20 protein-coding genes are annotated in these 20,729 nt (G+C 70.7%); 10 read left to right on the top strand and 10 right to left on the bottom strand.

All coding sequences use genetic code 11. The features are described 5' to 3' along the window. Positions 1-12: 12 nt before the first annotated feature. Positions 13-615: a helix-turn-helix transcriptional regulator gene (locus tag ACFVXK_RS01155; RefSeq protein ID WP_358891489.1), complete on the bottom strand. Its 603-nt coding sequence runs from the start codon at positions 613-615 to the stop codon at positions 13-15. A gap of 272 nt (positions 616-887) precedes the next feature. On the opposite strand from ACFVXK_RS01155, the gene ACFVXK_RS01150 reads away from it, so the two are divergent. Both ACFVXK_RS01150 and ACFVXK_RS01145 read left to right on the top strand, forming a co-directional pair. Next, complete coding sequence (locus ACFVXK_RS01150; RefSeq protein WP_389609153.1) at positions 888-3,458, top strand: transglycosylase domain-containing protein; 2,571 nt, start codon at positions 888-890, stop codon at positions 3,456-3,458. 87 nt (positions 3,459-3,545) lie between these two features. Next, entirely contained in the window at positions 3,546-5,033 is a 1,488-nt protein-coding gene (locus ACFVXK_RS01145) for a glycosyltransferase family 87 protein (RefSeq protein ID WP_389609151.1), read from the top strand. Between the two features lie 50 nt (positions 5,034-5,083). Here ACFVXK_RS01145 and ACFVXK_RS01140 read toward each other — a convergent pair whose 3' ends face one another. The 3 genes from ACFVXK_RS01140 to ACFVXK_RS01130 form a co-directional block, all read right to left on the bottom strand. Continuing rightward, positions 5,084-6,115, bottom strand: coding sequence for an alanine racemase (locus ACFVXK_RS01140; RefSeq protein WP_389609149.1), 1,032 nt, complete (start codon positions 6,113-6,115; stop codon positions 5,084-5,086). Positions 6,116-6,188: 73 nt separating this feature from the next. Further along, positions 6,189-7,307: a peptidoglycan bridge formation glycyltransferase FemA/FemB family protein gene (locus ACFVXK_RS01135; RefSeq protein ID WP_045945395.1), complete on the bottom strand. Its 1,119-nt coding sequence runs from the start codon at positions 7,305-7,307 to the stop codon at positions 6,189-6,191. Positions 7,308-7,438: 131 nt separating this feature from the next. Next, entirely contained in the window at positions 7,439-7,750 is a 312-nt protein-coding gene (locus ACFVXK_RS01130; RefSeq protein WP_389609147.1) for a hypothetical protein, read from the bottom strand. A gap of 252 nt (positions 7,751-8,002) precedes the next feature. On the opposite strand from ACFVXK_RS01130, the gene rpsF reads away from it, so the two are divergent. The 4 genes from rpsF to rplI all read left to right on the top strand — a co-directional run bounded on the left by rpsF (position 8,003) and on the right by rplI (position 9,701). Next, entirely contained in the window at positions 8,003-8,293 is a 291-nt protein-coding gene (gene rpsF, locus ACFVXK_RS01125; RefSeq protein WP_007265254.1) for a 30S ribosomal protein S6, read from the top strand. Between the two features lie 72 nt (positions 8,294-8,365). Beyond that, positions 8,366-8,956 (top strand): single-stranded DNA-binding protein, encoded by a 591-nt coding sequence (locus ACFVXK_RS01120; protein ID WP_060177162.1) that lies wholly within the window; start codon positions 8,366-8,368, stop codon positions 8,954-8,956. 43 nt (positions 8,957-8,999) lie between these two features. Next, complete coding sequence (gene rpsR, locus ACFVXK_RS01115; protein WP_005315025.1) at positions 9,000-9,236, top strand: 30S ribosomal protein S18; 237 nt, start codon at positions 9,000-9,002, stop codon at positions 9,234-9,236. An 18-nt stretch (positions 9,237-9,254) separates the two neighbouring features. Then, a complete protein-coding gene (rplI, locus tag ACFVXK_RS01110) occupies positions 9,255-9,701 on the top strand; it encodes a 50S ribosomal protein L9 (protein WP_045945398.1) in 447 nt (148 codons plus the stop codon). 86 nt (positions 9,702-9,787) lie between these two features. Here rplI and ACFVXK_RS01105 read toward each other — a convergent pair whose 3' ends face one another. Continuing rightward, positions 9,788-11,125 (bottom strand): MATE family efflux transporter, encoded by a 1,338-nt coding sequence (locus ACFVXK_RS01105; RefSeq protein ID WP_389609145.1) that lies wholly within the window; start codon positions 11,123-11,125, stop codon positions 9,788-9,790. Positions 11,126-11,577: 452 nt separating this feature from the next. Between ACFVXK_RS01105 and dnaB the strand changes: the two genes are divergently transcribed. Together dnaB and ACFVXK_RS01095 are read left to right on the top strand one after the other, a co-directional pair. Further along, a complete protein-coding gene (gene dnaB / locus ACFVXK_RS01100; protein ID WP_389609195.1) occupies positions 11,578-13,044 on the top strand; it encodes a replicative DNA helicase in 1,467 nt (488 codons plus the stop codon). A 9-nt stretch (positions 13,045-13,053) separates the two neighbouring features. Then, a complete protein-coding gene (locus ACFVXK_RS01095; protein WP_389609144.1) occupies positions 13,054-14,439 on the top strand; it encodes a serine hydrolase domain-containing protein in 1,386 nt (461 codons plus the stop codon). A gap of 9 nt (positions 14,440-14,448) precedes the next feature. On the opposite strand, the gene ACFVXK_RS01090 is transcribed toward ACFVXK_RS01095, so the two are convergent. Further along, a complete protein-coding gene (locus ACFVXK_RS01090; protein ID WP_389609142.1) occupies positions 14,449-14,910 on the bottom strand; it encodes a GNAT family N-acetyltransferase in 462 nt (153 codons plus the stop codon). A gap of 17 nt (positions 14,911-14,927) precedes the next feature. Further along, a complete protein-coding gene (locus ACFVXK_RS01085) occupies positions 14,928-15,833 on the bottom strand; it encodes a GNAT family N-acetyltransferase (RefSeq protein ID WP_389609140.1) in 906 nt (301 codons plus the stop codon). Positions 15,834-15,925: 92 nt separating this feature from the next. Here ACFVXK_RS01085 and ACFVXK_RS01080 point away from each other — a divergent pair, with 92 nt between their 5' ends. Further along, positions 15,926-16,576 (top strand): HAD family hydrolase, encoded by a 651-nt coding sequence (locus ACFVXK_RS01080; protein ID WP_389609138.1) that lies wholly within the window; start codon positions 15,926-15,928, stop codon positions 16,574-16,576. Between the two features lie 141 nt (positions 16,577-16,717). Continuing rightward, positions 16,718-17,902, top strand: coding sequence for a globin domain-containing protein (locus ACFVXK_RS01075; RefSeq protein ID WP_389609136.1), 1,185 nt, complete (start codon positions 16,718-16,720; stop codon positions 17,900-17,902). 33 nt (positions 17,903-17,935) lie between these two features. Here the strand turns inward: ACFVXK_RS01075 and ACFVXK_RS01070 are convergent, their stop codons facing one another. From ACFVXK_RS01070 to ACFVXK_RS01060, 3 genes are all read right to left on the bottom strand, one after another. Beyond that, on the bottom strand, positions 17,936-18,415 hold the full coding sequence (locus ACFVXK_RS01070; RefSeq protein WP_079428669.1) for an NUDIX domain-containing protein: 480 nt from the start codon (positions 18,413-18,415) through the stop codon (positions 17,936-17,938). Between the two features lie 61 nt (positions 18,416-18,476). Beyond that, entirely contained in the window at positions 18,477-19,385 is a 909-nt protein-coding gene (locus ACFVXK_RS01065; RefSeq protein WP_389609134.1) for a LysR family transcriptional regulator, read from the bottom strand. Between the two features lie 175 nt (positions 19,386-19,560). Next, on the bottom strand, positions 19,561-20,727 hold the full coding sequence (locus tag ACFVXK_RS01060) for a cystathionine gamma-lyase (RefSeq protein ID WP_389609132.1): 1,167 nt from the start codon (positions 20,725-20,727) through the stop codon (positions 19,561-19,563). Positions 20,728-20,729: the final 2 nt, after the last annotated feature.

Raw genomic sequence — 20,729 nt, 5'->3', positions numbered from 1 at the left:
GAGATGCAGGTCTCACTTTGCTGTTTCGTCGGGCGGACCGGGTCGTCTCTGGTCCCGTCCCGCCCTCTCGCTCTCGATGAGCTCGTTCAGCCAGCGCACTTCACGCTCGACGGATTCCATTCCGTGCCGCTGCAGCTCGAGCGTGTAGTCGTCCAGGCGCTCCCGTGTGCGGGCGAGCGAGGCGCGCATCTTCTCCAGGCGCTCCTCCAGCCTGCTGCGGCGGCCCTCCAGTACCCGCATCCGCACTTCTCGTTCGGTCTGACCGAAGAAGGCGAAGCGGGCGGCGAAGGACTCGTCCTCCCAGGTGTCGGGGCCGGTGTGGGAGAGGAGCTCTTCGAAGTGCTCCTTACCTGCTGCCGTCAACCGGTAGACGATCTTGGCGCGGCGCCCTGCGAGTGAAGCGGCGAGAGCGTCTTCCGGGGCGTTCCCCGGTTCTTCGATCAACCAGCCGTTGGCGACCAGCGTCTTGAGGCAGGGATAGAGAGTCCCGTAGCTGAACGCCCTGAATACCCCCAGCGAGGTGTTGAGCCGCTTGCGCAGTTCGTACCCGTGCATGGGGGATTCGCGAAGCAGGCCGAGGACGGCGAACTCGAGGATGCCTGAGCGCCTGCTCATCCGCCTGCCCCTCTCTGCCTCTGAGTTTATGTCGAGCTGATGTATCGGCTCGATACATCCAGACCATAGATCGGGGCGCTTCCGCCGACAAGCCGAGACATGGTGACCGGCGTCACATCACCAATTCGTACGACGCAAGTTGCCTGATTTGGGGTGAACTTCGGCACTGGTTGGGTTTTGGTCGTGCGTAGGCTGTGCTGCAGGACCACCGGGGGGAACCGGAATCACCTGCCGCTTCCAGGCCACTCGCCTGCCCGAGGAGTAGTCGTTCGATGAGCGAGCACCGCCGCAAACCGCCGCAGCCCCAGGGCGGCGGCCGCGCCGCGTCGCGCCGGGCTGCCCAGCAGCACCCCGGAAGGGGCGCCGGCCCCGGACGGGGAGTCCCCTCCGCACCGCCCGGCGGGCCCTATGCGGACCCGAGCGCCCAAGGTGGCCGCGCCGACTCCCGCCGGGGTGGTCAGCGACCCCCCGCCGGGCGAGGACGCCCAGGTGGGAAGGGGGGTGGAGGCCGAAAGCGGCTCATCGACTACCCCCGTGCCGGGAAGGCCGGCTGGAAGCGCTTCGTGCCTTCCTGGAAGCTGGTCTGCGGCAGTGTCCTGGGGTTTTTCGCCTTCATCATCGCCGGGGCCGGCGTCGGCATCGCCATGGTCGGCACCCCGGACATGAACAAGGCGGCCAAGGCGCAGAACAACGTCTTCCAGTGGGCCGACGGCACCCAGATGGTCGCCACCGGCGGGTCCACGAACCGCCAGATCATCCCGATCGACCAGATTCCGGTCTCCATGCGGAACGCCGTGATCGCGGCGGAGAACGAGTCCTTCGAGACGGACAAAGGCGTCGACCCCATGGGTATCGCCCGTGCCGTGGTGAACATGGCCACGGGCGGGTCGACCCAGGGTGGCTCCACCATCACCCAGCAGTACGTCAAGAACTCCTACCTCGACTCCGAGCAGACGCTCAAGCGCAAGGTCACCGAACTCTTCATCGCGATCAAGCTGGGTGCCACCGAGTCGAAGGACACGGTCCTCGCCGGCTACCTGAACACCGCCTACTACGGCCGCGACGCCTACGGCATCCAGGCCGCCGCCCGCGCCTACTTCGGCAAGGACGCCAAGAACCTCGACCCGTCCGAGAGCGCCTTCCTCGCCTCCCTGCTCAAGGGCCCCAACCTCTACAACCCGGACGGCGGCATCGGCTCGGCGGCCACCCCCGAGGCCAACGAGAAGCGCGCCCGGGCCCGCTGGCAGTGGGTCCTCGACCGCGAGGTCGCCGTCCACCGCATGGAGCAGTCGGAGCGCGACAAGTACAAGGAGTTCCCGGCCCGGGTCGACCTCGCCCAGGCGAGCGGCATGTCCGGCCAGACCGGCTACCTGGTCGAGGTGGCCAAGTCGTACGTCATGAAGACGGCCGACATCAGCGCCGAGAAGATGGCCCTCGGTGGCTACACCATCCGCACCACCTTCCAGAAGCCCAAGGTGGAGGCCCTCTCCAAGGCGGTCGAGGACACCCGCAACGACTTCCTCGACGAGAAGAAGCGCCCCGAGTACGACACCTTCGTCCAGTTCGGCGCCGCCTCCGTCGACGTGAAGACCGGCGCGATCGTCGCCCTGTACGGCGGTCCCGGCTGGGACCACAAGTACTTCGCCAACAACGCCAACACCTCCGGTGTCCCGGTCGGCTCGACCTGGAAGCCGTACGTGCTGGCCGCGGCCATGGAGTACGGGACGCAGAACTCCAAGGGCTCGGGCATCTCGGCCGCCAGCAAGTACAACGCCAACGACCTCACGGTGATCAACGACCGCTCGGGCAAGCCGCTGCTGGGCCCCGACGGCCAGCCGTTCAAGCAGAAGAACGAGAGCGAGTACCCGTACGGCTACGTGACCCTGAACGAGGCGATGGAGAAGTCCATCAACGTCCCGTTCGCCCAGCTGGTCTTCGACGTCGGCCACAGCAAGGTCCGCCAGGTCGCCAAGGCGACCGGCATCCTCGAGGAGTCGATGGACGAGAACAACAACGCCTCCTTCGCCCTCGGCACCTCGACCCCCAGCGCCATCCGCATGGCCGACTCCTACGCCACCTTCGCCGCCTCCGGGACGCACCACGAGCCCTTCTCGGTACTGGAGGTCACCAAGGACGGCACCAAGCTCCCCGGCTTCCAGACCCCCAAGGAATCCCGGGCCATGGACAACTCCATCGCGGACAACATCACCAAGGTCCTGCGCAACGTCGTGGAGAACGGCACCGGCACCAAGGCCAAGAAGCTGGGCCGGCCCGCCGCCGGCAAGACCGGTACCACCGACCAGAACAAGTCCGCCTGGTTCGTCGGCTACACCCCGGAGCTGTCCACCTCGGTCACCCTCTTCCGCAACGACCCGAACTCCAAGGACAAGAAGCTCATGTCCATGAACCACGTGGGCGGTGTCGACTCCATCCACGGTGGTGACATCCCCGCGGTGATCTGGACCGAGTACATGCGCGAGGCCCTCAAGGGCACCCCGGTCAAGGACTTCCCGGAGGCCGAGGACAGCGGCGTCGTCGCCGACGCCGCCGGGGCCCCGTCGCCCAGCCCGTCGGTGTCCGTGTCCCCCTCCACCTCCCCGTCCACGTCCGTGTCGCCCTCGCCGTCCACGTCCGTGTCGCCCTCCCCGTCCGAGGGGGGCAAGCCGTGCAAGCCCAAGCCCTGGAACCTGAACTGCGACCCGCAGACCGCGGCCGGCACGAGTTCCGGAGCGGGCGGCAACACGACCGGCGGGAACACCGACCCGGCCACCACGCCCCCGACCAGGCCGGGGCGCCCCGGCGGCGGGAGCAACTGGGGCAGCATCATGGGCACCCAGGGCTGACCCCGCCCCACCCGCACCACCGGAGGGCCGTCGCACACCGTGCGGCGGCCCTCCCCCGTGTCCGGGCCGGTACGGCAGGATGAGCCCATGACCCAGGTGCACGAGGATCCGCCCCCCGTACTGCCCACGCAGCAGGACGAGGTCGCCGCCGCCGGCAGCGAGCTCATCGGCGGGCCGGTCGGCCGCCACCTCCGGCCGGGAGCCCACTGGCTGTCCCCCGTCCGCGTCGTGGTCCTCGTGGCCCTCGGCATGTTCGCGCTCGGCATGGTGCAGAAGCTGCCCTGCTACGACTGGGCCTGGTTCCAGGGAGCGGGCTCGCAGTACACCCACGCCTGCTACTCCGACATCCCGCACCTGTACTCCGCCCGCGGCTTCGCCGACGGCCTCGTGCCCTACCTCGACAGGTTCCCGGACGTCGCGGTCGACCCGAAGTACGGCGGCATGCAGTACCTGGAGTACCCGGTGCTCACCGGGGCCTTCATGGAGGTGGCCTCCTGGCTCACCCCCTCGTCCGGGGCGATCCAGCACCGCGAGCAGATGTACTGGATGGTCAACGCGGGCATGCTGATGGCCTGCGCCGCGGTCATCGCCGTCTGCGTCACGCGGACCCACCGCCGTCGCCCCTGGGACGCCCTGCTCCTCGCGCTGGCCCCCGCGTTCGCCCTGAACGCGACCATCAACTGGGACCTGCCGGCCGTCGCCCTCGCCGCCGCCGCGATGCTGATGTGGTCGCGCAGCCGGCCGCTGCTCAGCGGGGTGCTCATCGGCCTGGCCACCGCGGCCAAGCTCTACCCCGTGCTGCTGCTCGGCGCGCTGTTCGTCCTGTGCTGGCGGGCCGGGAAGTGGCGGGCGTTCGGCGCCGCCCTCGGCGGTGCGGTCGTCTCATGGCTCGTGGTCAACCTGCCGGTCATGTTCTACGCCTGGGACGGCTGGAAGCGGTTCTACGTGTTCAGCCAGGAGCGTCCGATCGACTTCGGCTCGATCTGGCTGCTGATCTCCCAGCGCAGCGGCAACCCCCTGGAGGGGGCCAACACCTACGCCACCGGGCTGACCGTGCTGCTCTGCCTGGGCATCGGCGTGCTCACGCTGACGGCCCCGCGGCGGCCCCGCTTCGCCCAGCTGGCCTTCCTGGTCGTCGCCGCGTTCATCCTGGCCAACAAGGTCTACTCGCCGCAGTACGTGCTGTGGCTCGTCCCGCTCGCCGCGCTGGCCCGCCCGCGCTGGCGCGACTTCCTGATCTGGCAGGCCGGCGAGGTCGCCTACTTCCTGGGGATCTGGTTCTACCTGGCCTACACCACCAGCGGGGACAAGCACCAGGGGCTGCCCCTGGAGGGCTACCAGCTCGCCATCGCCCTCCACCTGCTGGCCACGCTCTACCTGTGCGCGGTCGTCGTGCGGGACATCCTGCTGCCCGAGCGCGACGTCGTCCGGCGCGACGGCTCGGACGACCCGTCCGGGGGCGTCCTGGACGGGGCCGAGGACGTGTTCGTGTTCGGGGACAAGACGAAGGCGCCGCAGTACGCGGCGCCTTCGGAGGGACAGCGGGTCGCCTGGGGCGTGGACCCCAGGGACTGACCCGGCGGCCGGGCCGGACGGGCCCGGCCCCGGGCCCACGGGGGTGCGGATCAGGCGTCCAGCACCCGGTCGAACTGCGTCGTGGTGTGGCGCAGGTGGGCCACCAGCTCGTCGCCCACCTTCGGCTCGGTCGCGTCCGAGGGCACGAACAGGATCGACACCTGCATGTGCGGGGGCTCGGCGAACCAGCGCTGCTTGCCGGCCCAGACGAAGGGCGACAGGTTGCGGTTGACGGTGGCCAGGCCCGCCCGGGCGACGCCCTTGGCGCGCGGCATCATCCCGTGGAGGGCCTTGGGGGCCTCCAGGCCCACGCCGTGCGAGGTGCCGCCGGCGACGACGACCAGCCAGCCGTCGGAGGCGGCCTTCTGCTGCCGGTAGCCGAACCGGTCGCCCTTGGCCACGCGCGTGACGTCCAGGACCGCGCCGCGGTACTGGGTGGCGTCGTGGTCTCCCAGCCACAGCCGGGTGCCGATACGGGCGCGGAAGCGGGTCTGCGGGAACTGCTGCTGGAGCCGGGCCAGCTCCTCGGCCCGCAGGTGGCTGACGAACATGGTGTGCAGCGGCAGCCGGGCCGCGCGCAGCCGGTCCATCCAGGCGATGACCTCCTCGACGGCGTCCGAGCCGTCGGGGCGGTCCAGCGGCAGGTGCAGGGCGAAGCCCTCCAGCCGGACGTCCTCGATCGCCGACTGGAGCATCCCCAGGTCCTGCTCGGAGATGCCGTGGCGGCGCATCGAGCTCATGCACTCGATGACCACGCGGGCACCGACCAGACCGCGGACCCCGTCCACGGAGGCCACCGAACGGATCACCCGGTCCGGCAGCGGCACCGGGTCCTCGCCCCGCCGGAACGGGGTGAGGACGAGCAGGTCGCCGCCGAACCGGTCCTTGATGCTCGCGGCCTCGTACGTCGTGCCGACGGCCAGGATGTCGGTGCCCATCCGGGTCGCCTCCTCGCACAGCCGCTCGTGGCCGAAGCCGTATCCGTTGCCCTTGCAGACGGGGATCAGACCGGGGAACTGGTCGATGATCGTCTTCTGGTGCGCACGCCAGCGCGCGGTGTCGACGTAGAGCGTGAGCGCCATGCCCGTCCGGAGCCTCTCTCGGATAGCTGCGTGGTGCAGCGGTGCGGTGTGTGTGGAAGGGGCGGGGTGGGGGTCAGCGGCGCGACATGTAGATGTCGAGCGCCTTGTGCAGCATCTTGTTGAGCGGGAAGTCCCACTCGCCGACGTACTCGACGGCCTCGCCGCCCGTACCGACCTTGAACTGGATCAGGCCGAACAGGTGGTCGTTCTCGTCCAGGGTGTCACTGATGCCGCGCAGGTCGTAGACGCTGGCGCCGAGCGCGTACGAGTCGCGCAGCATGCGCCACTGCATGGCGTTCGAGGGCCGGACCTCGCGCTTGTGGTTGGCGGAGGCGCCGTAGGAGTACCAGACGTGCTGGCCGACCGTCAGCATCGTGGCGGCAGCGAGCGGTTCGCCCTCGTGCTTGGCGATGTACAGCCGCATGCGATTGGGGTCCTCGGAGTTGAGGGCCGTCCACTGGCGCTGGAAGTAGCTGAGCGGGCGCGGGCGGAACTTGTCGCGCTCGGCGGTGATCTCGTAGAGGTACTGCCAGGTCGGCAGGTCCTCGTAGCCGCCCTGGACGACCTCGACGCCGGCCTTCTCGGCCTTCTTGATGTTGCGGCGCCACAGCTGGTTGAAGCCCTTGAGGACGTCGTCCAGCGAACGGTTCGCCAGCGGCACCTGGAAGACGTAGCGGGGCTGGACGTCGCCGAAGCCGGCGCCGCCGTCCTCGCCCTGCTGCCAGCCCATGCGGCGCAGCTTGTCGGACACCTCGAAGGCGCGGGGCTCGATGTACGAAGCCTCCACGTCGCGCAGGCGCTTGACCTCGGGGTCCTGGATACCGGCCTTGATGGCGGCGGAGTTCCAGCGGCGGATGACGACGGGCGGGCCCATCTTCACCGTGAAGGCGCCCTGCTGCTTGAGGTGCGCCAGCATCGGCTGGAGCCACTCCTCCAGATTGGGGGCGTACCAGTTGATGACCGGGCCCTCGGGGAGGTACGCGAGGTACCGCTTCACCTTGGGCAGCTGGCGGTACAGGACGAGGGCGGCACCGACGAGTTCACCGGACTTGTCGAACCATCCCAGGTTCTCCGAGCGCCACTCGTTCTTGACGTCGGCCCACGCCGGGACCTGGCAGTGGCTAGCCGAGGGCAGGCTCTGGAGGTACGCCAGATGCTGCTCTCGGCTGATGGTGCGCAGGGACAGGCTCATGCGGGTTGTCTCCTCGGGCGGCTTCGCTGCTATGGCGCGAAGCCTACTGCGACGGGGGCGCCACCCATCTGGGGGACGGGCCGTAGCCCGGGCCGGTGTCCGGCCGGCGCCCCGCCGAGGAGATCCCCCGGTCAGCCCACCCAGCCGCCGAAGAGGCCGCCGTGCGCCATGCCGAGGAAGAAGCCGATCCCAGCCGCGCCAAGGCCGATGATCAGTGCGAAGCGCTCGCGTGTCGTCTCGGAGATGAACTGGCCGTAAGCGCCGGTCGCGATTCCGATCAGCCCCGTCCAGGAGCTGAGCAGGTGCAGATTGTGGAAGAACGCAGTGACGAACGCCACGGCGCCGAGGATCAGGGTGACCGCCACCAGGGTGTCCTGGAGCGGGTGGGGCTTGCCGTCGGTCGCGAGCAGGGAGATGGGCGGACGATCCATTGCCTGTGCCATCGGAAGGCACCTCCTGGCTGAAGCAGAGCGGTGCTTCGACGCCGCCTCCGGCCGGGGCCGGGGGCATAGCACCGAGCACACCCGATGCCTACAGATTGTGGCCCCCTCCCGCCGGATTTCAACCGGAAGGAGTCGAGCAGGTAGTCTGTACGGTCTGCGCGGTGTCTGCTCTCAGGCACCGTGCGGCACGCATCACGACCCTCCTGCCACGGAACGACCGTGGCCGCTGAGTCCAAAGGAGGTGGGTTCCACATGCGTCACTACGAAGTGATGGTCATCCTCGACCCCGATCTCGAGGAGCGCGCTGTCGCCCCCCTGATCGAGAACTTCCTCTCCGTCGTCCGCGAGGGCAACGGAAAGGTCGAGAAGGTCGACACCTGGGGCCGTCGTCGTCTCGCTTACGAGATCAAGAAGAAGCCCGAGGGCATCTACTCGGTCCTCGACCTGCAGGCCGAGCCTGCGGTCGTCAAGGAGCTCGACCGCCAGATGAACCTGAACGAGTCGGTTCTCCGGACCAAGGTCCTTCGCCCCGAGACCCACTGAACTCCGGTTCAGCGGTAATCGGGACCGAGTAGCACAGCAGCCCAGCAGCAATCCCCGCCGAGAGGTTCATCCATGGCAGGCGAGACCGTCATCACGGTCGTCGGCAATCTCGTCGACGACCCCGAGCTGCGCTTCACCCCCTCGGGTGCGGCGGTCGCGAAGTTCCGTGTCGCGTCCACCCCCCGCACCTTCGACCGTCAGACCAACGAGTGGAAGGACGGCGAGAGCCTGTTCCTGACCTGCTCGGTGTGGCGGCAGGCGGCCGAGAACGTCGCCGAGTCCCTCCAGCGGGGCATGCGCGTCATCGTGCAGGGCCGGCTGAGGCAGCGGTCGTACGAGGACCGTGAGGGTGTCAAGCGCACGGTCTACGAGCTGGACGTCGAGGAAGTCGGCCCCAGCCTGAAGAACGCCACGGCCAAGGTCGCCAAGACCACCGGTCGCGGTGGCCAGGGTGGGTACGGCGGCGGCGGTCAGCAGCAGGGCGGCGGCGGTGGCTGGGGCGGAGCCCCCAGCGGCGGCCAGCAGGGCGGCGGAGCTCCCTCCGACGACCCGTGGGCGTCCAGCGCGCCGGCCGGTGGCCAGCAGCAGGGCGGCGGCGGGGGCGGCTGGGGCGGAAGCTCCGGCGGCTCCGGCGGTGGCTACTCGGACGAGCCGCCCTTCTAAGGGCAGCTCCATCCCCACTTCTTGATCACACAGGAGAGACACAATGGCGAAGCCGCCTGTGCGCAAGCCTAAGAAGAAGGTCTGCGCGTTCTGCAAGGACAAGACCGCGTACGTGGACTACAAGGACACGAACATGCTGCGGAAGTTCATTTCCGACCGCGGCAAGATCCGTGCCCGCCGCGTTACCGGCAACTGCACGCAGCACCAGCGTGACGTCGCCACGGCCGTGAAGAACAGCCGTGAGATGGCGCTGCTGCCCTACACGTCCACCGCGCGCTAAGGAAAGGGTGACCGACTAATGAAGATCATCCTGACCCACGAGGTCTCTGGCCTCGGTACCGCCGGCGATGTCGTCGACGTGAAGGACGGTTACGCTCGCAACTACCTGGTCCCGCGTGGTTTCGCGATCCGCTGGACCAAGGGTGGCGAGAAGGACGTGGCGCAGATCCGCCGCGCCCGCAAGATCCACGAGATCGCGACCATCGAGCAGGCCAACGAGGTCAAGGCCCAGCTCGAGGGCGTGAAGGTCCGTCTGGCCACCCGCGCGGGTGACGCCGGTCGTCTCTTCGGTTCCGTCACCCCGGCCGACATCGCCACGGCGATCGAGGCTTCCGGTGGCCCGAAGGTCGACAAGCGCCGCGTGGAGCTGGGCTCCCCGATCAAGACCCTCGGTTCGTACCAGGTCTCCGTGCGTCTGCACGCCGAGGTCGCCGCGAACGTGGGCATCGAGGTCGTCGCCGCCTAAGGGCAGCGCATGAAGGGCCGCACCCCTCCGGGGGTGCGGCCCTTCGTCGTTTCCGGGCTCGTGTTTCACGTGAAACACGAGCGGGGTCAACGGGTGGCGCCCGCCACCAGCCAGCGGCCCGAGCGGGCGCGCAGCTGGAGGGTGGCCATCCGGACCACCATCATCAGCGTCATGGCCCACCAGAGGGCCGTCAGGCCGCCGCCGAGGACGGGGACGAGCAGGGCGGCCGGGGCGAACACCGCGAGGGTCAGCAGCATGGCCCGGGCGAGGTAGGGGCCGTCCCCGGCGCCCATGAGCACCCCGTCGAGGACGAACACGACCCCGCAGACCGGCTGTGCCAGGGCCACCACCAGCAGCGCGGGGAGCAGGGCGTCCTCGACCACGGGGTCGGCGGTGAACAGCGGGATGAAGACCGGGCGGGCCAGGACGACCAGCAGCCCCAGCACCACGCCCGAGCCGACGCCCCAGCGCACCATGCGGTGGCAGACGGCCCGCGCGCCCTCCGTGTCCCCGGCGCCGAGGTAGCGGCCGATGATGGCCTGTCCGGCGATGGCGATGGCGTCCAGGGCGAAGGCGAGCAGGCTCCACAGGGACAGCGCGATCTGGTGGGCGGCGATGTCGGCGTCGCCCAGCCGGGCCGCCACCGCGGTGGCGATCATCAGGATGGCGCGCAGGGACAGGGTACGGACCAGCAGCGGAACGCCGGCCTGGGCGCATGCCCGGATGCCGGCCGCGTCGGGCCGCAGGGAGGCCCCGTGCCGGCGGGCGCCCCGGACCACCACCCAGAGGTAGGCGCCCGCCATGGCGCACTGGGCGATGACCGTGCCCCAGGCCGATCCCGCGATGCCCAGCCCGGCCCCGTAGACCAGGGCCACGTTCAGGGCGCCGTTGAGGGCGAAGCCGCCGATGGCCACGTAGAGCGGGGTCCGGGTGTCCTGGAGACCTCGGATGACCCCGGTGGCCGCCAGGACCACCAGCATGGCCGGGATGCCCAGTGCGGAGATGCGCAGATAGGTGACGGCGTACGGGGCGACGGTGTCGGAGGCGCCGAAGAGGGAGATCAGCGAGGGCGCGGTGGGCAGGACGACGGCGACGACCGCCGCGCCGAGGAGGAGTGCCAGCCAGATGCCGTCCATGCCCTGCCGGATGGCGGCGCGGAGGTCGCCCGCGCCCACCCGGCGGGCGACGGCCGCGGTGGTGGCGTAGGCGAGGAAGACGAAGACGCTCACGGCGGTGGTGAGCAGAGCGGCGGCGACGCCGAGGCCGGCCAGCTGGGGGGTGCCGAGGTGGCCCACGATGGCGCTGTCGGCCATCACGAAGAGGGGCTCGGCTACGAGGGCGCCGAAGGCGGGCAGGGCGAGGGCGAGGATCTCGCGGTCGTGCCGTCTCGGGGCGGCCTTCTCAGCTGTGGGGGCCTGTGTCATGTGCTCAATCTAATCTTCCACAGGTAATAGACGCAAGGGTCTCTGGATCCTTACCGCTGCGCTGACTTGGGCGTTCTTGGGGTGCGGCTGCGGACGATCTTGGGACAGTGGCCAAGAATTTTCTGTGCAGTCGCCAGTGGAAGAGGAAACCGCAGGTCAGTGCCGGTGTCGAGGTGGGTCGGGTGATTTTGTCCACAGCGTCGTCCCCCGGTCTGTGCACAGCTTCGAGCGACTTACCCACAGCATTGGGTCCGTCGTCCACATGTCATCCACACAGCCTGTGGATAACAAGATTGGCTGACGTCGCCCGCGGCCCTACCGTTGTGCGTTACCCGACGCGCCGAGAGCCGATCCGGGTGTCCCAAATGTCAGAGCCGTGTCGTAGAAAGAGTGACACGGCGAGGTCCGCGTTGCGGACGGGAGGAGGCGGCCCGGTGAGCATGCCCGAGCCCATGGACGACCCCTGGGCCGACAGCGGTCCCAGCGACCGTCTGCCCGCCCGTCCGCGCCGGGGCGGCGAGGGCCGCGGCCGCGGCGGGGACGAGGACCGCGACCGGGGCCGCGAAGGCGGTTCCTGGGACGGCGGGGGCGGCGGCTTCGAACGCGTCCCGCCCCAGGACCTCGACGCCGAGCAGTCCGTGCTGGGCGGCATGCTGCTGTCCAAGGACGCCATCGCCGACGTGGTCGAGGTCCTCAAGGGCCACGACTTCTACCGCCCGTCGCACGAGACGATCTACCAGGCCATCCTCGACCTGTACGCCAAGGGCGAGCCCGCCGACCCCATCACCGTCGGCGCGGAGCTGACCCGGCGCGGCGAGATCAGCAAGGTGGGCGGGGCCTCCTACCTGCACACCCTGGTGCAGTCCGTCCCGACCGCGGCGAATGCCGAGTACTACGCGGAGATCGTCCACGAGCGGGCCGTCCTGCGCCGCCTCGTCGCGGCCGGTACGAAGATCACGCAGATGGGATACGCGGCGGACGGCGACGTCGACGAGATCGTCAACAGCGCCCAGGCCGAGATCTACGCCGTCACCGAGCAGCGCACCTCCGAGGACTACCTGCCCCTCGGCGACATCATGGAGGGCGCCCTCGACGAGATCGAGGCCATCGGTTCGCGCTCCGGCCAGATGTCGGGCGTGCCGACCGGCTTCACCGACCTGGACTCCCTGACCAACGGCCTGCACCCGGGCCAGATGATCGTCATCGCCGCCCGTCCCGCCATGGGCAAGTCGACGCTCGCGCTGGACTTCGCCCGCGCCTGCTCCATCAAGAGCAACCTGCCGAGCGTCATCTTCTCCCTCGAAATGGGCCGCAACGAGATCGCGATGCGTCTGCTCTCGGCGGAGGCCCGGGTGGCGCTGCACCACATGCGCTCCGGCACCATGACCGACGACGACTGGACCCGGCTCGCCCGCCGGATGCCCGACGTCTCGGCGGCCCCGCTCTACATCGACGACTCCCCGAACCTGTCGATGATGGAGATCCGGGCGAAGTGTCGCCGGCTCAAGCAGCGCAACGACCTCTCGCTCGTGGTCATCGACTACCTCCAGCTGATGCAGTCGGGCGGCTCCCGCCGTCCCGAGAGCCGCCAGCAGGAGGTCTCGGACATGTCCCGAAACCTCAAGCTGCTGGCCAAGGAGCTCGAGGTGCCGGTGATCGCGCTCTCCCAGCTGAACCGTGGTCCCGAGCAGCGCACCGACAAGAAGCCGATGGTCTCCGACCTGCGTGAGTCCGGCTCCATCGAGCAGGACGCCGACATGGTGATCCTGCTGCACCGCGAGGACGCGTACGAGAAGGAGTCCCCCCGCGCGGGTGAGGCGGACCTGATCGTCGCCAAGCACCGTAACGGCCCCACGGCCACCATCACCGTGGCCTTCCAGGGTCATTATTCGCGGTTCGTGGACATGGCCAACACGTAGCATCCGATCATGGACGCGCTCTCTGAAGACCTGGAACTCCTGCCCTCCACCCGGCGGGCGTTGAGCCACCGGCTCGCCGTCGCGCAGAGCGAGGGCCGGGCCCCGTCCGTGGTGGCCGCCGTCGTGCGCGGCGGGGAGGTGGTCTGGGAGGGCTCGCGGACCTCGGTCGAGGGGCACGGACCCGACGGGGACGTGCAGTACCGGATCGGCTCGATCACGAAGACCTTCACGGCCGTCCTCGTGCTGCGGATGCGGGACGAGGGCCTGCTGGCGCTCTCGGACCCGCTGGGCAAGCACCTGCCCGGGACGGGCGCCGACGAGGTGACCATCGCCCAGCTGCTGGCCCACACCGGCGGGCTGGCGGCGGAGACGCCTGGTGAATGGTGGGAGCGCACCCCGGGCACCCGGCGGCCCGCGCTCGCCGACGTGCTCGGCGAGGCTCCGTTCAAGCACGCGCCGGGGACGCGGCACCACTACTCCAACCCGGGTTACACCCTGCTGGGTTCGCTCGTCGAGGCGCTGCGCGGGAAGCCCTGGGAGGACGTCCTGCGGACCGAGGTGCTGGAGCCGCTGGGGCTGGACCGCACGAGCGCGCAGCCGCAGGCCCCGCACGCGGGCGGCTGGGCGGTGCACCCGTGGGCGGACGTGATACTGCCCGAGCCGGCGGAGGACCTGGGGCTGATGGCTCCGGCCGGTCAGCTGTGGTCCACGACCCGTGACCTGGCGCGGTTCGCGGTCCTGCTGACCCGTGGCGACGAGCGGGTGCTGAGCGCGGAGAGCGCACGGGAGATGCGCACCTCGGTGGCGCCCCCGGAGCCCGGCTTCGCCGACCTCGGCTACGGGCTGGGGCTCCAGCTGACGGAGCACCGCGGGCGACGGCTGTTCGGGCACAGCGGTTCGCTGCCCGGGTTCGTCGCCGGACTCTGGCTGAGCGAGGCGGACGACGTCGCGGCCGTGGTGCTGTCGAACTGCACCTCCGGCCTGCCGGCCTCGGCGGTGGCCACGGACCTGCTGGCGATCGTGGCGGACGCGGAACCCCGGTTCCCCGCGCCCTGGAAGCCCTTCACGGAGGCCGACCGGGTGCCGCTGGACCTCTGCGGCGTCTGGTACTGGGGCACCGCGCCCCAGGGGCTGCGGCTGAAGTCGGACGGGTCGCTGGAACTGGGCCCGGTGGGCGTACCGGGCCGGTCGGCCCGGTTCCGCGCCGAGTCCGACGGCACGTGGACGGGACTGTCCGGCTACTACGCGGGCGAGACCCTGCGGGCGGTACGACGGGAGGACGGCTCCGTGAGCCACCTCGACCTGGGCTCGTTCGTCTTCACGCGCGAGCCCTACGACCCCCAGGCCCCGGTGCCCGGCGGGGTGGACCCGCAGGGCTGGCGCGGCATCGGCTGACGGCCCGTTTCAGAGCTGGAGCTTGAACCCCACGTGGGAGGGCGTGAAGCCGAGCCGCTCGTAGAACCGGTGGGCGTCGGTGCGGGTCACGTCCGAGGTGAGCTGCACCAGTCGGCAGTTCTCCTCGCGGGAACGGTCGACGGCCCACTCGATGAAGCGGGTGCCCAGTCCGCTCCCGCGTTCGTCGGCGTGGACGCGGACCCCTTCGATGATCGAGCGGGTGGACCCCCTGCGGGACAGGCCTGGCACGATCGTCAGCTGGAGGGTGCCCACGACGCGCTCGCCGCGCACCGCGACCATGACGTGCTGGTTCGGGTCGTCGGTCAGCCGCTTGAGCGCCACGGCGTACGGGGCCAGGTCGTCCGGGGACTCGCGGGTGGCGCCCAGCGGATCGTCGGCGAGCATGGCCACGATGGCGGGCAGGTCCGCCGCGGTGGCAGGGCGGATGGTCAGGCCGGCGAGCTGGGTCATGGTCGGACCTCCTTCGCTCAGCCGGCGGCGACGGTGAGGGGAGCCCAGCGCCGGGTCCAGTCACCGGGCAGGCCGGGGATCTCCCTGGTCATGACCGCGTTGAAGGCGAGGGACTCCAGCCCGCGTTCCTTGAGCCAGGCCACCAGTTCCTCGTGGCGCACGTCGATGTCGGTGCGCAGGGGACGGTCGGTGCTCGCGGCCAGGGCCGTCACCAGCGCCTGCGCGGTGGCGGTGTCCCGGGCGATCAGGGGGCCGATGACATGGGTCTCCATGTTGGGCCAGATGGCGGCGTAACCGATGAGCGCGCCGGAGCCGTCCTCGGCCACGAGCAGCCGGTCGGTGAAGGCGGGCAGCCGCGTGATCATGTGGGTCCGGTCGGTGCCGAACACCTCCGTGTCCAACCGGATGATCTGGATGAGGTCCTCGGCGGTGGCCGGCCGGACCGGGACGTCGCCGGAACCGGTTCGCTCGGGATGGGGGAGGAAGGCGCCGCGGAGCATCTCCGCCCGGCCCGTGGTGTCGAAGCCGAGTTCTTCGTAGAGGGGGCGGCCGTAGGGGGTGGCGTGCAGGGTGAGCGGTACGCCCGCCAGGACGTCGTCGCACACGTACTGCATGAGGCGCCGGCCCAGGCCCTGGCGGGCGAACCGGTCGGCGACCAGGACCATCCCGATGGCCGCGAGGTCCGGCTTGGCCCGGGTGTCCCCGTACGCGGTCACGACGCAGGCCGCGGCCAGGCCCCTTCCGTCGGGCGCGTCGACGCCGTACCCGGTGCCTGCGGTGAGGAGCAGCCCCCACTTGTGGTCCTCGCGCGGCCAGCCGCGGTCCTGGGACAGGTCGGCGCAGTGGCGGAGATCGTCCGGGGTCAGTGCGCGGATCGGCAGATCGGTGAGCAGTGGTGGTGTCACCGGCCCAGAGTGGATCATCCCCTCGTGGGGCGTCCAGGGGATTCCGGGATCCGGCCGGTGGAGTCAGCCGATGTTTCACGTGAAACACGGCGTCGGTAGCCTCCTCGGCTATGACACTCCTGCACCTGTTCGATCTCGACGGGACCCTGATGTACGGCTCCGCCGCGCCCGTCGAGATCTCCCGCCAGCTCGGTCTGGAGCGCGAGATCGCTGAGATTGAACGGGCCTTCGGAGCCCGCGAGATCGGCCCGCAGGACTTCGCGCGGGCGGCGCGCGAGCTGTGGTCCGATCTGACGCCCCTGCACGTCCGGGCGGCCTTCGACGGGGCCCCGTGGCTGGCCGGCATCCGGGACGTCTGGCAGGAGATCCGGGGGCGCGGCGACTACTGCGCGGTGGTCTCCCTGTCCCCGTCGTTCTTCGTCGAACTGCTGCTGGAGTGGGGCGCGCACGCCGCGCACGGCTCGGTCTTCCCCGAGGTGCCCTTCACCCGGCCCGTCGACGTGACGGGGGCCATGACGCCCGAGGGGAAGCTGACGGTCGCGGACCGGCTGTGCGAGCGGTTCGGCGTGACCCGCGCCGACTGCGTGGCGTACGGGGACTCGATGACCGACGCGGTGCTGTTCGCGGCCCTCCCGCGGTCGGTGGCGGTGAACGCGCGGCCGCACCTGGCGGAGCGGGCCACCCATGTCTACGAGGGACGTGACCTGCGGGAGGCATACCAGCTCGTGGGTGGGACGCGCCCGGGAGTCGCAGCATCTTAAGGGGATCGGGGGTTCGAAACGCGGTTTTTCCCCATTCCCCCGCAGGGCCCTCGGTCGGCTGGCACGCTGTGAAACCCGGAACCACGGATTCGAGGCCGTGGCGTGTGAGACCCGACCGAGATGCTCGAAGCGAGGCACCGCATGGACCTTCCGCCCACCAGATCGGCGAGACCGACGGGCTGGATACCTTCCGGGGGCGGTGCGACCGAACCCTCCCCGGACGCCGTCCTCATCCGTCAGACCCTCGCCGAGGTCGCTCCCGTCGCCGACAAGGTCACCTCGTACTTCTACGCCCTGGTCTTCACGGGCCATCCCGAACTGCGGGAGCTGTTTCCCGCGGCCATGGACGTCCAGCGGGACCGGCTGCTGAAGGCTCTGCTGACCGCCGCGGAGCACATCGACGACCCGGCGGTGCTCACCCCCTACCTGCGTCGGCTCGGCACCGGCCACCGCAAGTACGGCACCGTGGCCGGTCACTATCCGGCCGTGGGGGAGGCGCTGATCGGGGCGCTGGCCCGGTACGCGGAGCTGACCTGGGGCCCGGAGGCGGAAGCCGCGTGGGTGCGCGCGTACACCGCCATCTCCCAGATCATGATCGACGCCGCGGCGGAGGACGAGGCGCGGGCGCCGGCCTGGTGGCACGCCGAGGTGGTCTCCCACGACCTGCGCACCTCGGACATCGCCGTTCTGACGGTCCGGCCCGACCAGCCGTACCCGTTCCTCGCCGGGCAGTACACCAGTCTGGAGACCCCGTGGTGGCCGAGGGTCTGGCGGCACTACTCCTTCGCCTCGGCGCCGCGCGCCGACGGGCTGCTGTCCTTCCACGTCAAGGCCGTGCCGGCCGGCTGGGTCTCCAACGCCCTGGTACGCCGCGCCCGCCCGGGCGACGTGCTGCGGCTGGGTCCGCCCGCCGGGTCGATGGTGGTGGACCACAGCACCGACAACGGGATGCTGTGCCTGGGCGGGGGGACCGGCATCGCTCCGATCAAGGCACTGATCGAGGACGTGGCCGAGCACGGCGAACGCCGGCCGGTGGAGGTCTTCTTCGGCGCGCGCAGCGATGACGACCTGTACGACAAGGACACGCTGCTGGGGTTGCAGCGCTCCCACCCCTGGTTGTCGGTGCGCCCGGTGATCGGGGAGGGGATGGCGGGCCAGCTGCCGCACGCGGTCGGCGAGAACGGCCCCTGGAGCTCGTACGACGCCTTCATCTCAGGGCCGCCCGCGATGATCCGCAGCGGTGTGGACGCGCTCAAGCGGATCGGGATCCCGGGCGAGCGCATCCGCTACGACGCGCTCGAGGAGCTGGCGGGCGTCGCCGGCTGAGGCCGGCACGGACCCGCCCGCTCCCCCGGCCGCTCAGCCCAGGTCGGGGGCGTGCATGGCGCGCACCCCCTCGATGTTGCCGTCGAGGTAGTGGCGCAGCGAGAGCGGGACGAGGTGGACCGCGGCGATGCCGACGCGGCTGAAGGGCACGCGGACGATCTCGTACTCGCCCTGCGGCTCGTCCACTTCGGGGCCGTGCCGCCGTCCGGGGTCCATCGATTCCAGGTGGCAGACGAAGAAGTGCTGCACCTTGACCCCGGTCACTCCCCCCGAGGCGATGTGCTCGACGGTGTCGACGAAACAGGGCACCACATCGGTGATCTTGGCGCCGAGTTCCTCGTCGAGTTCTCTGTGGAGGGCGTCCACGACGGTGGCGTCGGAGGGTTCCACACCGCCGCCCGGGGTGAGCCAATAAGGGTCGACGCCGGGCTTGGTGCGCTTGATGAGGATCAGGTCGTCACCGTCGAGCAGGATCGCTCGGGCGGTGCGTTTGACCACGGGACGTTCGGTCATGGGAGAAGAGTGGCCCACGCCCGGGCTTCTGAAACGCGCCATCGTCCGAAACACGAGGGGCTCACCAGTGCGCGGCGGCGCGCAGCAGGCGGTCGTGGGCGCGGGCCAGGTGGGCGAGGGCCAGACTGCCGGTCCGTACGACCAGGAACCAGGTCCGCAGCGGGGGGACGGGGGGCTCCAGCAGGGCGACGACCTGACCGTGGTCGAGGGCGTCCTGGCACAGGTAGCGGGGCAGGACGGCGAGTCCGGCGCCGGCCCTGACGCACTCCAGCACGGCCCGCAGGTCGGGTGCCACGACGGTGGCGGCGGTGTCCGGGGCGGAGCCGGGCGCGGAGTCGAACACGGCGGCCCAGTAGCGGGTGACCAGCGGCAGGCTCTCGTGGACCTCGACGACGGGGATCCCGTCCAGGGCCTCGGGGCCCTTGGCGAGCAGTTCGCCCGGGTCGGCGAGCGCGGCCCAGTAGGGTGCGGCGACCAGCACCTGTTCCTCGTCGCAGAGGGCGCCGGCGGAGAAGGGCCCGCCCCGGGGGCGTGCGGTGGTGACGACCAGGTCGTGCTGTCCGGCGGCGAGCCCGGCGAGGTTCTCCTCGGAGTCGGCCGCGAAGACCGTGCGCAGCGTCTGGCCGTGGCCGACGAGGGGCGCGAGGGCGGGGAGCACCCGCAGGGTCAGGAACTCGGGCGGTCCGGCGAGGTGCAGGGTGCGCACCGTTCCGGCGGTCTGCCGTTCGGTCTCGGCGATCCGCAGCAGGGCGTCCAGGTGCGGGGCGGCCTTGTGGGCCAGTTCGTCGCCGACGGCGGTCGGCGTGACGCCGCGGGCGCGGCGGTGGAACAGGGGGCGGCCGAGCTGCCGCTCCAGGGTGCGGATCTGGGAGGTGACCGCGGGCTGGGACAGCCCGAGGAGCGCGGCGGCCCGGGTGAACGAGCCGGCCCGATGCACGGCGACGAACGTGCGCAGCAGGGCCAGGTCCATGGCGGCCCCTCTCGGTGGGGGCCTTCAACTATAAATATGCCGATAGGTTCCTGTCGTTACCGTGATTGGACTCTGACGCTGAGTCAACTAGCCTTGTCGACGTGGTTCTTGCGGGCAGGGAACCCGGCGCGGTCCGAGCCACCAGGGGGGAGGCTCGGACCGCTTCCCCGTGGTCTCAGGCCCCGGAACCGGCCTGGTCCAAGGCCCGGAGCACGTCGGCGACCAGGTCGTGGGGGTCCTCGGCGCCGGCGGAGAAGCGGATGAACCCCTCCGGCACGGCGTCGCCGCCCCAGCGTCCGCGCCGTTCGGCGGTGGACCGCACCCCACCAAAGCTCGTGGCGTCCTCGACCAGGTGCAGGGCGGACATGAAGCGTTCCGCGTGGGCGCGGTCGGGGAGGGTGAAGGAGACCACCGACCCGAAGCCGCTCATCTGCCGGGCCGCCGTCTTGTGGGAGGGGTCCGAGGTGAGCCCCGGGTAACGCAGCCCGGACACCTCGGTACGGCCGGCCAGGGCCTCGGCGACGGCGAGGGCGTTGGCCCACTGGCGTTCGCTCCGCAGCTGGATGGTGGCCAGGGAGCGGTGGGCGAGCCAGGCCTCCATGGGCCCCGGCACGGCACCGACGATCTTGCGCCAGCGGCGGATGCCCGCGGCGAGCCCGGGGTCGCGGCAGGCGACGTAACCGAGCAGCAGGTCACCGTGGCCGGTGAGCCCCTTGGTGCCGCTGGCGACGGAGAAGTCCGCGCCCAGCTCCAGCGGCCGCTGCCCGAGCGGGGTGGCGAGGGTGTTGTCGACGGCGACGAGCGTGCCCGCGCCGTGCGCGGCGTCCACCAGGCGCCGCACGTCGCACACGTCGAGCCCCGGGTTGGAGGGGGTCTCGATCCACAGCAGCCGGGCCCCGTCGAGGGCCGTGAGCTGGGCATCCCCGCCGGTGGGCGCGGTGCGCACGCGGACCCCGTACGCCTCCAGCTGCTCCCGGACCAGGGGCAGCGCCTGGTAGCCGTCGTCGGGCAGGACGACGGTGTCGCCGGCGCGGGCCTGGGAGAGGAGGACGGCGGAGACGGCGGCCATGCCGGAGGCGAAGGCGACCGTGTCCACGTCCTCGTGGCCGGGCGCCTCCAGTTCGCCGATCGCGCGTTCCAGCAGGGTCCAGGTGGGGTTGGTGTCGCGGCCGTAGGTGTACGGGCCCGTCACCTCGCCGGGGAGGTGGAAGTGGGCGGCGAAGACGGGACCGGGCAGCGGGGGTTCGTTCTTGACGGGTTCGGGCAGCCCGGCGCGCACCGCCCGGGTGCCGTCGCCGTACGGGGCCGCCTGGGCCGCGTCGTCGGCGGGGTGTGCGCTCACGT

The sequence above is a fragment of the Streptomyces sp. NPDC058157 genome (assembly GCF_042884105.1).
In the GTDB taxonomy this organism is placed as follows: Bacteria; Actinomycetota; Actinomycetes; order Streptomycetales; family Streptomycetaceae; genus Streptomyces.
The sequence above is the reverse complement of the archived record's forward strand: the minus strand, read 5'-3'. Positions and strand labels throughout refer to the sequence as shown.